The 13387-nt window shown below is 71.6% G+C and carries 16 protein-coding genes; all 16 read left to right on the top strand.

What is annotated here, in order from left to right:
- Positions 1–2 precede the first annotated feature (2 nt).
- The 16 genes from fliF to GRI72_RS12825 are packed head-to-tail and all read left to right on the top strand — an operon-like array spanning position 3 to position 13331.
- Complete coding sequence (gene fliF, locus GRI72_RS12750; RefSeq protein WP_160734311.1) at positions 3–1640, top strand: flagellar basal-body MS-ring/collar protein FliF; 1638 nt, start codon at positions 3–5, stop codon at positions 1638–1640.
- On the top strand, positions 1640–2656 hold the full coding sequence (gene fliG / locus GRI72_RS12755; protein WP_160734312.1) for a flagellar motor switch protein FliG: 1017 nt from the start codon (positions 1640–1642) through the stop codon (positions 2654–2656). The genes fliF and fliG overlap by 1 nt, the downstream gene beginning before the upstream one ends.
- A complete protein-coding gene (locus GRI72_RS12760) occupies positions 2649–3260 on the top strand; it encodes a FliH/SctL family protein (protein ID WP_160734313.1) in 612 nt (203 codons plus the stop codon). Before fliG ends, GRI72_RS12760 begins: the two co-directional genes overlap by 8 nt.
- Positions 3254–4585, top strand: coding sequence for a FliI/YscN family ATPase (locus GRI72_RS12765; protein ID WP_251105008.1), 1332 nt, complete (start codon positions 3254–3256; stop codon positions 4583–4585). Before GRI72_RS12760 ends, GRI72_RS12765 begins: the two co-directional genes overlap by 7 nt.
- Positions 4575–5000 carry a hypothetical protein gene (locus GRI72_RS12770; RefSeq protein ID WP_160734315.1) on the top strand — a complete coding sequence of 142 codons (426 nt, stop codon included), beginning with the start codon at positions 4575–4577 and terminating at the stop codon, positions 4998–5000. Before GRI72_RS12765 ends, GRI72_RS12770 begins: the two co-directional genes overlap by 11 nt.
- Positions 5001–5033: 33 nt before the next feature.
- Positions 5034–6383 (top strand): hypothetical protein, encoded by a 1350-nt coding sequence (locus GRI72_RS12775; RefSeq protein ID WP_160734316.1) that lies wholly within the window; start codon positions 5034–5036, stop codon positions 6381–6383.
- 36 nt (positions 6384–6419) lie between these two features.
- A complete protein-coding gene (locus tag GRI72_RS12780; RefSeq protein WP_160734317.1) occupies positions 6420–7001 on the top strand; it encodes a flagellar basal body-associated FliL family protein in 582 nt (193 codons plus the stop codon).
- Positions 6998–7918 (top strand): FliM/FliN family flagellar motor switch protein, encoded by a 921-nt coding sequence (locus GRI72_RS12785; RefSeq protein ID WP_160734318.1) that lies wholly within the window; start codon positions 6998–7000, stop codon positions 7916–7918. The genes GRI72_RS12780 and GRI72_RS12785 overlap by 4 nt, the downstream gene beginning before the upstream one ends.
- On the top strand, positions 7915–8241 hold the full coding sequence (gene fliN, locus GRI72_RS12790) for a flagellar motor switch protein FliN (RefSeq protein WP_160734319.1): 327 nt from the start codon (positions 7915–7917) through the stop codon (positions 8239–8241). Before GRI72_RS12785 ends, fliN begins: the two co-directional genes overlap by 4 nt.
- The gene (locus GRI72_RS12795) at positions 8241–8540 is read left to right on the top strand and encodes a flagellar biosynthetic protein FliO (RefSeq protein ID WP_160734320.1); all 300 of its coding nucleotides are present in this window, start codon (positions 8241–8243) and stop codon (positions 8538–8540) included. The genes fliN and GRI72_RS12795 overlap by 1 nt, the downstream gene beginning before the upstream one ends.
- On the top strand, positions 8537–9292 hold the full coding sequence (gene fliP, locus GRI72_RS12800) for a flagellar type III secretion system pore protein FliP (RefSeq protein WP_160734321.1): 756 nt from the start codon (positions 8537–8539) through the stop codon (positions 9290–9292). The genes GRI72_RS12795 and fliP overlap by 4 nt, the downstream gene beginning before the upstream one ends.
- A gap of 16 nt (positions 9293–9308) precedes the next feature.
- Positions 9309–9581: a flagellar biosynthetic protein FliQ gene (locus GRI72_RS12805; protein WP_160734322.1), complete on the top strand. Its 273-nt coding sequence runs from the start codon at positions 9309–9311 to the stop codon at positions 9579–9581.
- Positions 9578–10363: a flagellar biosynthetic protein FliR gene (fliR, locus tag GRI72_RS12810; RefSeq protein ID WP_160734323.1), complete on the top strand. Its 786-nt coding sequence runs from the start codon at positions 9578–9580 to the stop codon at positions 10361–10363. Before GRI72_RS12805 ends, fliR begins: the two co-directional genes overlap by 4 nt.
- Positions 10360–11490: an EscU/YscU/HrcU family type III secretion system export apparatus switch protein gene (locus GRI72_RS12815; RefSeq protein WP_160734324.1), complete on the top strand. Its 1131-nt coding sequence runs from the start codon at positions 10360–10362 to the stop codon at positions 11488–11490. Before fliR ends, GRI72_RS12815 begins: the two co-directional genes overlap by 4 nt.
- Positions 11491–11536: 46 nt before the next feature.
- Complete coding sequence (gene fliD / locus GRI72_RS12820) at positions 11537–12955, top strand: flagellar filament capping protein FliD (RefSeq protein ID WP_160734325.1); 1419 nt, start codon at positions 11537–11539, stop codon at positions 12953–12955.
- 1 nt (position 12956) lies between these two features.
- Entirely contained in the window at positions 12957–13331 is a 375-nt protein-coding gene (locus tag GRI72_RS12825) for a flagellar protein FliS (RefSeq protein WP_160734326.1), read from the top strand.
- Positions 13332–13387: the final 56 nt, after the last annotated feature.

A 13387-nucleotide genomic window follows, 5' to 3' on the forward strand; every position in this document is an offset into this window, starting at 1 on the left:
AGATGAGCGAACTCGTTCCCGCCAATGCCTCCCCGGGCTCGCTGCTCGCGCCGCTGCGCGGCGGCGGCGGCTCGTTCCGCGACCGCGCGGCGCAGTTCGTCGCGCAGCCGGCGGTGAAGAAGGCGCTGCCGTGGTTCGCCGGGCTCGCGCTCGCGGGCCTGCTCGCGCTCGTCTGGGCCGGGCTCTCGCCCGCACCGCAGCGGATGCTCTACTCCTCGCTCGGCGATGCCGAGCGTGCCGGCGTCGTCAGCGCGCTCGACGCGGCATCGATCGACTACACGATCGACAACGACACCGGGGCGCTGAGCGTCGGCGAGGACGATCTCTACCGCGCGCGCATGGTCGTCGCCTCCGACGGCGCGCTCGCGACGCCGGAGACCGGCCAGCAACTGCTCGATTCGTTGCCGATGGGGGCCAGCCGCACGCTCGAGGGCGACCGCCTGCGCGCGGCGCAGGAACGCGACCTGATGCTGACGATCAAGGAAATCGACGGGGTCGAATCGGTCCGGGTCCACCTGGCCAAGGCCGAACGCTCGGTCTTCGTGCGCGACAGCGTGCCGCCGACCGCCTCGGTCATGCTGCGCATGGCGCGCGGCCGCCAGCTTTCGGATTCGCAGGTCACCGCGATCGCCAACCTCGTCGCCGGGTCGGTGCCGGGGCTGTCGATCGATTCGGTCCGCATCGTCGACCAGCACGGGCGGCTCCTGTCCGAACCGCAGGGCGGCGACAGCGACGGGCTGGAACTTCAGAGCCGGATGGAGGCGAAGCTGCGTTCGCAGATCGACCAGCTGCTGACCCCGATGATCGGGGCGGAGAACTTCTCCAGCGAGATACAGGTCGCGCTCGACATGAACGAGGTGACCTCGGCCCGCGAAAGCTACGACAAGGACGGCGCGGTGCGCCGCGAGACGACGCAGACCTCGACCGCGGCGGCGATGGGCCCGGCGGCCGGCGTCCCCGGCGTCCTCGCCAATACCCCGCCGCCCGCGCCCGAGGCGGTCGAAGACGCGCCCGAGGGCGGCCCGGCCCAGGGCGCGGCCAACGAGATCGGCGAAAGCCGCGCGACCCGCACCTACGAACTGGGGCGCGAGGTCGCCGTGTCGAACATCGCGCCGGGCAGCGTGAAGCGCCTGTCGGTCGCGGTCGCGCTGAACCAGGATGCGCTGAAGGATGCCAAGCCCGCGGACCTGCAGAAGTTCGAACAGCTCGTGGCCGCCGCGGTCGGCGCCAATCCCGACCGGGGCGATACCGTCGCGGTCGTCGTCCGCCCGTTCGAACCGGTCGTGGCGGAAGAAATCCCGTTCTGGGAACAGTCGTGGTTCGCGATGGTCGTGCGCAACGGCGTGGCCCTGATCGCGGTCCTCCTGGTGCTGTTCTTCGTCGTCCGCCCGATCATGCGCAGCGTGACCGGCAAGCGCGAGGGCGAAAGCGACGAGGCCCTGGCCGAGGGCGAGGACCCGACGATGATCACCCAAACGCCGCGCACCGCGCTGCCGGCCCGCCCCGACGAGCCGAGCCGCGAGGAACTGTCGGCCCAGATCGAGCTGGCCCAGCGGATCGCGCGCGAACAGCCGGACGACGCGCTGCTGGCCCTGCGCCGGATGCTGGGCGAGAACCGCAGCACCGAAGGGGTCGCGTGATGAGCGTACCGATCGAATTCGATGGCGCCGATCGCGCCGCCGTCATGGTCATGCTGCTGGGCGAGGAAGACGCCGCCCGGCTGCTCGCCGGCCTTTCGCCCGAGGAGCTGCGGACGCTGGGCGCGAAGATGTGCGAGATGGGGGAGATCGGGCCGAGCGCGATCGCCGATGCCATCGCCAGTTTCGCCAGCACCGCCGGCAATGCCGGGATCTCGGCCCATGGCCGGGTGGACGAAGTGCGCAAGCTGATGACCGGCGCGCTCGGCGAAGTGAAGGCCGACAGCATCATGCGCCGCGTCGCGCCGCCGGAAAACGCCCCGCGCACCCCGGCGCTGGAAATCGCCCAGTGGCTGGAACCCGAAGTGCTGATCCCGCTGGTGCAGGACGAGCACCCGCAGGCGATCGCGGTTCTCCTGGTCCAGCTGGAGCCGGCGACCGCGGCCGCGGTGCTCGCCGGCCTGCCCGAGCCGCTCCATACCCCGGTGGTGCACCGCATCGCCAAGCTCGGCCCGGTCTCGCCCGAAGCGATCGCGATCCTCGAGGAAACGCTCGCCGCGCGAATTGCCGGCGTCCACGGGATCAAGCGCCTGGAGATGGGCGGCGTGCGCGAGGCGGCGGAAATCATCAACAGCGCCGCGCGCAGCGTCGAAAAGCGCGTGATGCCCGGCCTCAACAAGCTGGACAAGAAACTGGCCCGCGACCTGGAGAGCGAGCTGTTCAAGTTCGAGCACCTGCTGGAGCTGGACCCGCAGATGATGGGCCAGCTGCTGCGCGAGGTCGAAAGCGAACTGCTGATCGACGCGCTCAAGGGGCTGGAGGAGCCGCAGCGCGAGGTGTTCTTCGCCGCCATGTCGAGCCGCGCGGCCGATGGCCTGCGCGACGAGATCGAGGAACGCGGCCGGATCAAGCGCGCCGACGTGGAGGCCGCGCAGAAGGCGATCATCGCGGTGGCGAAAAAGCTCGCCGCCGACGGCACGATCGTGTTCGGCGGCGGGGGAGACGACGACTATGTCTAGCGCCGCCGCGCTCAGGGCCACCCTGCCGCTCGACCGCTTGCGCGGCGGCGGCGGGTTCGCCCGCGATCCACGCTTTTCCGGCCTGTTCAAGGGGCCGTCCGAGCGCGCCCAGGACCCCGCGCCGGAGCCGGCGCCCGACCCGGTGGCGGAGGCCTATCGCCGCGGGTTCGAGGAGGGCCGGGCCGAGGCGGAAGCCCACGCGGCCCAGCGCGCCGCCGAGGAGGAGGGCCGGCGCGAGGCGATCGAGCTGGCTTTCGCCCGCTTCGACGCGGCCAGCGCCGATGCCCTGCGCGAGCGCCTGCGCCAGACCGTCCTCGCCCTGTGCGAGGACGCGGTCCTGCCGCTGGCGATCGACCCGCAAGGGCTCGCGGCGCGGGTAGAAAAGGCCGTGGCCATGCTCCAGCGCGCGCAGGACGAACGGCGCGTGCTGCTCCATCCCGAAGACCTCGCCCTCGTCGAAAGCCGCCTGCCCGAAGGGATCGCGCTCGTGCCCGATCCCGCGATCGAGCGCGGCGGCTTGCGGATCGACAGCGAGGACGGCGGGATCGAGGACGGGCCGGCGCAATGGCGCCGGATCCTGGCGGAGGCGTTCGGCGAGTGCTGACCCTGGCCGAGGCGACGCTGGGCGAGCTTTCGGCTGCGCCGCTCGATCTCTCCCCCCGACGGTTCGGGCGGGTGGCGGCCTGCGATGGCGGCCTGATCGAGGTGAGCGGGCTCTCGGTCCCGATCGGCGGCCTGTGCCGGATCGACGACGGCAAGGGCACGACGCTGACGGCGGAGGCGATCGGGTTCCGCAACGGGCGCACGATGATGATGATGCTGGGCGACAGCGTGCTGCTGCGCCCGGGCGTGGCGGTAAGGCCGGAAGGGCGGCCCGGGATGCTCCCGGTCGGCCCGGCCTACCTCGGCCGCGCGGTCGATGGGCTGGGGGAACCGATCGACGGCGGGCCGCCGCTGCACGCGGGGGCCCAGTGGCCCGCGGGGGGCAAGCGCACGGGCGCGCTGGACCGTGCCAGCGTGCGCGAACCGTTCGATACCGGCATTCGCGCGATCAACGCGCTGACGACTTTCGGCGTCGGTCAGCGGGTCGGCATCATGGCCGGTTCGGGCGTGGGCAAGTCGGTCCTGATCGACATGATCGCGCAAGGGGCGCAGGCCGACGTGGTCGTCGTCGGCCTGATCGGCGAGCGCGCGCGCGAGGTTTCCGATTTCGTCGAACGGCACATGCAGGGGGAGGCCGCGGCGCGCACCGCGGTCGTCGCCGTGCCCGCCGACCATGCCGCCAACCTGCGGCTGCGCGGGGCCCTGCTGGCCACGTCGCTGGCCGAGTATTTCCGCGCCCAGGGCCTGCGCGTCCTGCTGATCCAGGACAGCCTGACCCGCATTGCCCACGCGGCCCGCGAAATCGGCATCCTGCTGGGCGAACCGGGCGCCGCGCGCGGCTATCCCCCCTCGGCCCTCTCGACGGTGACCAAGCTGGTCGAACGCGCCGGCAATTCGGCGGAGAGCGGCGGCTCGATCACCGGCATCTATACCGTGCTGGCCGATGGCGACGACCAGAACGATCCCGTGGTCGATACCGCGCGATCGATTCTCGACGGGCATATCGTCCTCTCGCGCGATCTCGCGCAGCGCGGGCAATATCCGGCGATCGACGTCGGCGCCTCGCTCAGCCGGGTCATGTCGGACGTTGCCGATGCCGGCCACAATGCCTGCGCGCGCAAGCTGCGGGCGCTCGTTTCGGCCTATGAGAGCAATCGCGATCTCGTGCTGATGGGCGCCTATCGCGCCGGCGCCGATCCGCTGATCGACCGCGGGATCGCGCTCCAGCCGCAGATCGCGGCCTTCCTGGGGCAGGCGGTCGGCGAGCGGGTCCCGCTGGGCCGGGCGCGGGCCGAACTCGAAAAGCTGATCGGCGATGACCAGTGACGCCGCCCGCCTTCGCCGTGCCCGCCTGATCGAGCGGATGCGCTGCGCCGAGCAGCGCCAGGCCGCGGCCGAGGCGCACCGGGCGGAAGCCGTCCGGCAGAAGCTGGAGCAGCTTTCGGACCGGACGCGCACGCTGGCGCAAGTCTATGCCCTGCGCGACGGTGCGCGCGACGGGGCGGACCTGCGCAGCGCGAGCGTGCTCGGCTCGCACCTCAACGAACTGGGCGCGACGGCCGCGCGCCAGGCCGCCGATGCCCGGCGCACGGCGGACGACCGCCTGGCCCAGCTGGCGGTTGCCGACCGGCGCCTGCAACGCGCCGAAGAGGGGTGCCGCGACCTCGCCCGCGCGATCGGGGAGAAGGCGGCGCGCGACGACGTTCCCCGTGCAAGGAAAACTGGCACGCATCTTGAATAATGGCCTGCGTAGCAGACGCAGAACGGCAGGCCCATGATTTCGCAGCTCCTTTCGCAAACGCAGATGTCCGCCGGCCCGGCGGGCAGCGAACCGCGCCCCGCCGCAGGCGAGGCTCCATCCGCGGAAGGGGGATTTTCCGCGCTTCTCGCGATGCTCGGCACCGCGCTCGCCCCCGTCGCGCCGAAAGACGGCGAGGGGGCGGGGCAGGGCGAAGCCCGGGGTGAGGCTGCAGGCGGCGAGACTGCTGGCGGCGAGACCGCCGGCGGCGGCACGGGCGGCGAATTGCCGGTTGCGCTTGCCGGCGTGCCGGCAATTGCCGGAACCGGCAAGACTTTGCCGGCCGGGGGCGGCGAGTTGCCGCCTGCCGCCTTGGCGAATACCCCGGCGACCCCGGCCAGCCCTGCCATCCCCGCCACAGCCGATGGCGTGAACCTGCATCCAGCCGGCAAGGCCACCGGGCAGACCGCCGACCAAGGCCAGCCCCAGGCAACCGGCCAGCCCGCACCCGGCCAGTCCGCATCGGTCCAGCCCGCATCCGCCCAGGCGCAGATCCCGGCCAGCCGCCCGATGGTTGCGCTCGAAGTCGCGCCGCGCGCGCAGGCTCCGCAGGGCGAAAGCGTGGCCGGCGGCTCTGCGACCGGCCCGGCCAACGGCGCATCGGTTCAGGCCACGACGCTCGCCGCCGACACGGCGGGCGGGCGCGAGGCGGGTCAGCGCGATGGCGCCGGCCATGCCCGGGCCGCGCAGGGCGAAGCGCCCGTCGCCGCGCCCCGCGCCGCCGCCGAGGCAAGCGCCTTCGCCGCCGTCGCGCCTGCCGCACCGGCCGGCGCGAACACCGCCGTCCAGCCGCTTTCGCCCATGGCCGCGCCCGCCGCGCCGGGCGAGGGCGCGACCCCGTTTTCCGCCGACAAGCCGGCGATCGAGACCCAGCTCGCCCGTGAACTGGGCCGGATCGTCGACAGCCTCGCCTCCGCGCGCGAGGCGGTGACCGCGAAGGCGGCCACGCTGGCGCTCGACCATGCCGAGTTCGGCGACCTGTCGCTGCGGTTCGACCAGCGCCGCGACGGGCAGCTCTCGGTCCAGCTTTCCGCCGCCGATCCGGAGGCGCACCGGGCAATCGCCGCCGCGGTGGCCGAGCGCCCGGCGCCGGCTTTCGCCCAGGGCGACGGCGCGCCGGCCAATGGCACCGGCCAGGCCGGCAGCGGCCCATCCGCCCGTGCCGGGGCGGAGCGCGAGGGCAACGCCGACGGCCACGGGCCCGACGGCAATCCCGCCGAGGGCAATGGCCGCGACCGCCGCGACGGCGGGCGCGATGCCCGGCCCGACGGCGGCAGCCAGCCCGGCACGCCGCGCAGCGACGGGCGCGCGGCGGTCTACGCCTGAACCCGAACAGACAGCCAGAACCGAGGAACCGAAGGAATGAGTGACAAGAAGGCAAAGCAGGACAAGCCCGCCAGGGGCCGCGGCGTGATGAAGTTCGCGCTGCTCGGCCTGGCGCTGGTCGGCGCCGGGGGCGGCACCGTGTTCGGCCTGATGGCCGCGGGCGTGATCCAGACCGCCGATGCCACCGCGCGCGAGGCCGGGCCGCAGTTCGTGCTGAAGGGGGAGAAAGACCCCTATGCCCTGCCGGCCGCCAAGGGGAAGGACGCGGTCGAGCTGGTCCACGGCGAAGGCGGCACGAAGTACCGCACCGCCTATTTCAGCTTCGCGGAGGATTTCACCTCCAACCTCAAGGATACCAGCGGGCTGATCCAGGTCAGCCTGGCCGCTTCCACCCGCCGCGACGGGCGCGTGCTGATGTGGCTGCACGAACACCAGCTCGCGATCCGCTCGCGCATCCTCGTCGAACTGGCCGACACGCCGGAAGAAGAGGTGATTTCGAGCGCCGGCAAGGTGCGCCTGCAGAAGCGGCTGACCGACGCGGTCAACGAAGTCCTGGTCGAGCAGGAAGGCTTCGGCGGCGTCGACAACATCTATTTCCGCACTTTCATCGTCCAATGAGCAAGGCCGCGCCTTCCCCCTCCGCGCGCCGCGCGGCGCGCCATTGCGACGCGCTGCTGAGCCAGCGCGAGCCGATCGCCGACCTGGGCCCGGAGTTCGAGCGTTTCGGCGCCCGCCTGTGCGGGGCGCTGCATTCCTGCGTCGCCGAACTGGCCGAGGATGCCGGCGTGCGGATCGCCTCGCTCGGATCGCAGGCGATCGAGGGGGCGCAGCTGGCCGCGCAGTGCCCGCCGCTCGCGGCGATCAGCCGCCACCGCTTCGGAGTGGCCGGCCACGTCCTGGCCCTGGCGGTGGACGGGCGCGCGATCCTGGAACAGCTCGATCGCACGTTCGGCGGCCCGGGCCAGATCGGCGAGGAACTGCCGCCTGCCCTGCCGCATACCGCGCGCCTGCTGTCGCGCCGGTTCGAACGCAAGGTGATCGCCGCCGTGGCCGGGGAACTGGCCGGGCTGGAGTTCAAGGCCGAGGACGACGCCTCGCCCGCCGACCTGCTCGCGCCGTTCGCGCCGGAGGCGGAACTGACCGCGCTCGCCCTGGCCGTCACCGGCTCCGACGGGCGCGAATGGCGGCTGGTCCTCGCGCTCGAGACCGCCGCGCTCGCCTCGCTCCTGCCCAAGCGCGCCTCGGCCCGCCGGGCCCCGGTTTCGCGCCGCAAGCGCGGGATCGACGAGGCGCCGTTCTGCGACCTGCCGCTGGCGGCCAGCGCGCGGCTGGTGGACATGGAGATGCCGCTCCACCGCGTCGCCGCGATCCAGCCGGGCACCGTCCTGCCGATCATGGTCGCGCGCAACGTGCCGCTGCAGATCGGCGAAGCGGTGATCGCGCGCGGCACCGTGGGCGAAGTGGACGACCAGGTCGCCCTGCAGATTACCCAGACTTTCACCGGCCCGATAACCCCCGGAAAGGATTCCCAATGACCGATGCAAACCAGGGCTTCGGCCTGATCCAGGACATCGACGTCCGCCTCACCGTCGAACTCGGCCGCACGCAGATGAACCTGCGCGAAGTGCTCGACCTGGCGGAAGAAAGCGTCGTCATGCTCGATCGCCTGACCGACGAACCGCTCGACGTGCTGGTGAACGGCAAGATGATCGCCAAGGGCGAAGTCGTGGCCGAGGGCAACCGGTTCGGCCTGCGGATCCTCGAGCTGGTCGGCGAAGGGCGCGGCGGCGCCCCGCGCGAACGGCGCGCGCCGCCGATCGAGGTCACGACCCGCCAGCCGGAGGGGAGCGCGGCCTGATGGGCTGGTACATCCTCAAGCTGCTGATCCTGCTGCCGCTGATCGGCCTGATGATCTGGGGCAGCCTGAAGCTCGCCCAGAAGATGCAGGGCCAGTTCGGCGCGCCGCAGGGCGGGGGCGCCAAGGCCGTGCGCGTGGTGGAAACCACGATGCTGTCGCCGACGATGCGCCTCGCGGTGATCGAGTTCCACGGGCGCGAGATCCTCGTCTCCACCTCGCGCGCGGGGCTGACCCGCCTGGCCGAGGCGCCGGCCCGCCAGGCGCCTGAAGGCCCGGCGATCGCGGAGAACGGCAAATGAAGCGTCTCCCGGCGATTGCCGCGGCGCTGGCGGCCCTCGCGCTGCCGGCCGCCGCGCGGGCCCAGGCGGCCGTTCCCGGCGCGCTCGACCGGGCTTTCGGCGAACTCGGCGGGGCCGGCGGCGAACCGCTGAGCATGTCGCTCCAGCTGCTCCTGGTCATGGGGCTGCTGACGATCCTGCCCGCGCTGGTCCTGATGATGACCAGCTTCACCCGGATCATCGTCGTCCTCGCGATCCTGCGCCAGGCGCTGGGCCTGCAGCAATCGCCGCCCAACCAGGTCCTGATCGGCCTGTCGCTGTTCCTGTCGCTGTTCGTCATGGCGCCGACGCTGGAACGGGTGAACGAGGCCGCGATCGCGCCCTATGCCGCCGGCCAGGTCAACGCCGAGGAGGCGATCGAGCTGGCGGGCGACGAGTTTCACGCCTTCATGATCCGCCAGACGCGCGAGCGCGACCTGCAGATGTTCGCCGACATTGCCGATGCACCGCAGTTCGCCAGCCCGGCGGAGGTGCCGTTCTCGATCCTGCTGCCGGCTTTCGTCACCAGCGAGCTGAAGACCGCGTTCCAGATCGGCTTCATGCTGTTCCTGCCGTTCCTCGTCATCGATCTCGTGGTGTCGAGCGTGCTGATGAGCCTGGGCATGATGATGATGAGCCCGATGCTCGTCTCCCTGCCGTTCAAGCTGCTGCTGTTCGTCCTCGTCGACGGGTGGGCCCTGCTGATGGGCTCGCTGGCATCGAGCTTCGTCTAGCGGGGAGGGCGATACGATGGACGAAATGCCCCTTCTCCTGGCGCTGGCGGACCGGATGCTGTGGATCACCGCGCTGGTGGCCGCGCCGGTCCTGCTCGCCAGCCTGGCGATCGGCCTCGTCGTCGGGCTGATCCAGGCGGCAACCTCGGTCAACGAACAGACGCTGACCTTCGTGCCGAAACTGGCCGCGGTGGCGCTGGTGCTGGTCCTGTTCGGCGCCTCGATGATGGCGCTGCTGGGCGACTTCATGCAGGAAATCTTCTTGGAAATCGCCAGGATCGGGCGGTGATCGCACTCGATCTCGGCCTTGGCGCGATAGAGCAGGATTTCTGGCGCATCGTGTTCCTGATGACGCGCATCGGCGCCGGCCTGCTGGCCGCCCCGTTCTTCGGCGCCGCCTCGGTCCCGATGACGGTGCGCGTGTGCCTTACCGGCGCGCTGGCGATCTTCGTCGGGGTCTGGATGCCCGCGATCGAGCCGCCCGCGGCGCTGCTGTCGGCCGAAGGGATGCTGGCGGTGGCGGGCGAGGTCGCGATCGGCCTCGCGCTCGGCTTCGTCCTGCAGATCGCCTTTGCCGCCCCGGCGATCGCGGCCGAGGTGATCGGCGGCGCGATGGGGATGAGCATGGCGATGGCGGCCGATCCCAACGGCGGCGGGCAGACCACCGCCTTCGGCCAGTATTTCACCATCGTCCTGACCCTGATCTTCCTCGCGCTGGGCGCGCACCTGCAATGGATCGCGCTGCTCGCCGAAAGCTACCGCGTCTTCCCCCCGGGCGACACCTGGATGGGGGCGGCGGGCTTCGCCCAGGTCGCGGGGTTCGCCGGGGCCATGTTCGAAACCGCGGTGCGGATCGCGCTGCCCGTCACGCTCGTCCTCCTGCTGGTGCAGATGGTGACCGGCGTGCTCAGCCGCTCGGCCCCTTCGCTCAACCTCTTCGCGCTCGGCCTGCCGGCCGGCGTCCTGGCGGGGATCGCCGCGCTGATCATCGCCGCGCCGATGATCTACGACCAGTTCGGCGACATCGTGCAGATGTCGATCGACCAGACGACCGGGGTGCTGGTGCGATGAGCGAGACCGCCGGCGAGAAAACCTTCGCCCCGACCGACAAGCGCAAGCGCGACGCCGCGCGCAAGGGCGACGTCCTGCGCTCGCGCGAGATCACGACCGCCGCGGCGATCCTGTTCGGCGGTGCCTGGCTGATGTTCGGCGGCCCCTGGCTGCTGGAGGAAATGACCGGCATCGTGCGCGATGCGCTGGTGTTCGACCGGGGGGAGATGATCGATTTCCAGCCGGGCCAGATGATGCTGACCGGCCTGCTCGCCGCGCTGCCCCCGATCCTCACCATTGCCGGGCCGATGATCCTGATCGCGCTCGTCACCCAGCTGGGGCCGAGCGCGGACGGGCGCTGGGTGAACGAGAACCTCAACTTCAAGGGATCGCGCATCAACCCGCTTTCGGGGCTGAAGCGGATGTTCGGCCCCAACGGCTGGATCGAGATGGGCAAGGGCATCCTGAAAGTCGCGCTGCTGGGTGCGATTGCTTGGTTTTGGGCGCGCGCATGGCTCGACACGATCGTCGGGCTGGGCAGCGGCAACCTGTCGCAACAGCTCACCGCCGCCTGGGGCGCGGTGATCTCGCTCCTCCTCGCGCTGGGCGGGGGGCTGGTGGTGATCGCGCTGGTCGATGCCCCGATCCAGTGGGTGCGCCGCAACCAGCGGCTGAAGATGAGCCACCAGGAAATGCGCGACGAGCACAAGGAAGCCGAAGGCTCGCCCGAGGCGCGCGCGCATCGCCGCCAGCGCCAGCGCGAGATTGCCGCCGGCGGGGTCGCCCACGCCATGCGCGAGGCGCAGTTCGTGTTGACCAACCCGACCCATTTCGCGGTCGCCATGGTCTACGATCCCGACAAGGCGGCGGCGCCGCTGGTCCTGGCCAAGGGGCGCGGGGACAAGGCCCAGGCGATGAAGGAGCTGGCGCGCGAATACGGCGTGCCGATGCTCGAATACCCGCAGCTCGCCCGCTCGGTCTATTTCACCACGCGCGAGAACCAGACCATTCGCGAAGAGCTCTATGCCGCGCTGGCGGCGGTGCTGGCCTTCGTCTTCTCGCTCAAGCGCGGGGAGGAGCGGCCCGCCCCCGCGATCGAGGTGCCGGTGGAGCTGCGCTTCGACGCCCAGGGGCGGCGCGCGCCGTGAGTCCCGGGGGGCTTAACACCGGCCATTTGCGGCCGTTCTGGTCGGCATGAGCGAAGTATCGTCCATCATCGCCGGCCTCGGCGCGGGCAGCGGCGTCGACATGGTCAAGCTGGCCAGCGACCTTGCCGACGCGCAGTTCGCGCTGCGCAACGACCGCCTCGCGGCACGCAGCGAGGAGCTGGAACGGCAGATCTCGGCCGCATCGTCGCTCAAGAACACGCTCTCGCTGCTGGCCAGCGCGCTGGGCGACCGCGTGCGCGCGGGCGACCTGGCGGTCCGGCCGCAGATCGCCAATCCCGCGGTGGCGACGGCGAGCAGCCCCGCCGGGACGATGGGATCGGGGTCCTACAGCCTCGAAGTCACCGCGCTGGCGCGCCGGCAGACGCTGGCCAGCCCGGCTTTCGCCGACCCGGCGGCCGCGGTCGGTTCGGGCACGCTGACGATCCGCTTTGGCGAAACCGACGGCACCGCCTTCACCGCCGACGCGGGGCGGGCGGCGCTGGACATCGAGATCGCAAGCGGGGCGACGCTGGACGACGTGGCCGGCGCGATCAACGCGCAGAAGGCGGGCCTGACCGCCTATGTCGCGCAGACCGACCAGGGCGCGCAGCTCGTCGTCAAGGGCCCCGAGGGCGCGCAGAGCGGCTTCGTGATCGAGGCGACCGAAACGCCGGGCGAGGAAGGGCTCGCCGCGCTGGCCTGGGACCCGGGCGCAGGGGGCGACCCGGCGCGCCTGCTGGCCGCTTCGGCCGATGCCGAGTTCCGGCTCGACGGGCTGGCGATGACCAGCGCGACCAACGATGTCGGCACGGTCGCACCGGGCCTGTCGCTCAAGCTGACGGGCACCAATGCCGGCGCGCCGACGACGATCGACTTTCCCAGCCCGGTGGGCACGATCGCCAGTGCGATGCAGGACATCGTCAGCGCGCTGAACGAGGTCGTGACCGAGCTGAACGCGGCGACCGATCCGCTGTCGGGCGATCTCGCGCGCGACAGCGGCGCGCGCACGCTGAAGAAGACGCTGTCCGGCCTCGCCGGGATGGAGATCATGCCCAATGCGCCCGAAGGGGCGCCGCGCACCCTGTCGGACCTGGGGCTGGCGATCGAGCGCGACGGCACGTTTCGCCTCGACACGACCCGTCTCGACGCCACGCTCGCGCGCGATCCCGGCGGGGTCGCGGCGATGTTCACCACCGGCCTCTACGGCGTCTACGCGACGGTGGACAAGATCTCGCGCGCGGCCTCGCGCACCGGCGATCCCGGTTCGCTCGCCGGGTCGATCGCGCGCTACCAGTCGCAGTCGTCCGACATCTCGGACCAGGCGACCAAGCTGGCCGACCAGCAGGAACGCCTGCGGGCCAACATGATCGCGCGCTTTGCCAAGGCCGACACGCGCATCGCCTCGTCGCAATCGACGCTGTCGTTCCTGCAGTCGCAGATCGACGCCTGGAACGCGCGCGATTGACATGCTGGCGCTGACCGATCCGCACGAGGCCTATCGCCGCAGCGCCTTCGACGCGCGCGTCCAGGGCGGGGATTCGGCCGCGCTGGTCCAGCTGTGCCTGGAACAGGCGATCGCCGGGCTAGGCTCCGCGCTTTTCGCGCAGGAACGCGGCGATGCCTCGCTGCGCAGCAAGGCGCTGACGCGCACGCTGACCGCGATCACCGCGCTGGAGATGGGGGTCGATCGCAACGCCCCGCTCGCGCAGGCGCTGCTCCAGGTCTACGGCGCGGCGCGCAAGGCCGTGCTCGACAGCGTGACCGATTTCAACGCGGACCTGCTGCAATCGGTGCGGCAGGATTTCCTCGACATCGAATCCGCGCTGCGCCCCGCCGGGTGACGACAGAAAGTTACCGATCCGGACGATGAAACGATTGCGGCTTACTTACCGTTGGG

The organism is Pelagerythrobacter marinus (assembly GCF_009827515.1).
In the GTDB taxonomy this organism is placed as follows: domain Bacteria; phylum Pseudomonadota; class Alphaproteobacteria; order Sphingomonadales; family Sphingomonadaceae; genus Pelagerythrobacter; species Pelagerythrobacter marinus.

What these genes read in the sequence shown, in the direction of transcription:
- fliF (WP_160734311.1), top strand. Translation starts at nt 3, where the DNA reads ATGAGCGAACTCGTTCCCGCCAATGCCTCCCCGGGCTCGCTGCTCGCG.
- fliG (WP_160734312.1), top strand. Translation starts at nt 1,640, where the DNA reads ATGAGCGTACCGATCGAATTCGATGGCGCCGATCGCGCCGCCGTCATG.
- GRI72_RS12760 (WP_160734313.1), top strand. Translation starts at nt 2,649, where the DNA reads ATGTCTAGCGCCGCCGCGCTCAGGGCCACCCTGCCGCTCGACCGCTTG.
- GRI72_RS12770 (WP_160734315.1), top strand. Translation starts at nt 4,575, where the DNA reads ATGACCAGTGACGCCGCCCGCCTTCGCCGTGCCCGCCTGATCGAGCGG.
- GRI72_RS12775 (WP_160734316.1), top strand. Translation starts at nt 5,034, where the DNA reads ATGATTTCGCAGCTCCTTTCGCAAACGCAGATGTCCGCCGGCCCGGCG.
- GRI72_RS12780 (WP_160734317.1), top strand. Translation starts at nt 6,420, where the DNA reads ATGAGTGACAAGAAGGCAAAGCAGGACAAGCCCGCCAGGGGCCGCGGC.
- GRI72_RS12785 (WP_160734318.1), top strand. Translation starts at nt 6,998, where the DNA reads ATGAGCAAGGCCGCGCCTTCCCCCTCCGCGCGCCGCGCGGCGCGCCAT.
- fliN (WP_160734319.1), top strand. Translation starts at nt 7,915, where the DNA reads ATGACCGATGCAAACCAGGGCTTCGGCCTGATCCAGGACATCGACGTC.
- GRI72_RS12795 (WP_160734320.1), top strand. Translation starts at nt 8,241, where the DNA reads ATGGGCTGGTACATCCTCAAGCTGCTGATCCTGCTGCCGCTGATCGGC.
- fliP (WP_160734321.1), top strand. Translation starts at nt 8,537, where the DNA reads ATGAAGCGTCTCCCGGCGATTGCCGCGGCGCTGGCGGCCCTCGCGCTG.
- GRI72_RS12805 (WP_160734322.1), top strand. Translation starts at nt 9,309, where the DNA reads ATGGACGAAATGCCCCTTCTCCTGGCGCTGGCGGACCGGATGCTGTGG.
- GRI72_RS12815 (WP_160734324.1), top strand. Translation starts at nt 10,360, where the DNA reads ATGAGCGAGACCGCCGGCGAGAAAACCTTCGCCCCGACCGACAAGCGC.
- fliD (WP_160734325.1), top strand. Translation starts at nt 11,537, where the DNA reads ATGAGCGAAGTATCGTCCATCATCGCCGGCCTCGGCGCGGGCAGCGGC.
- GRI72_RS12825 (WP_160734326.1), top strand. Translation starts at nt 12,957, where the DNA reads ATGCTGGCGCTGACCGATCCGCACGAGGCCTATCGCCGCAGCGCCTTC.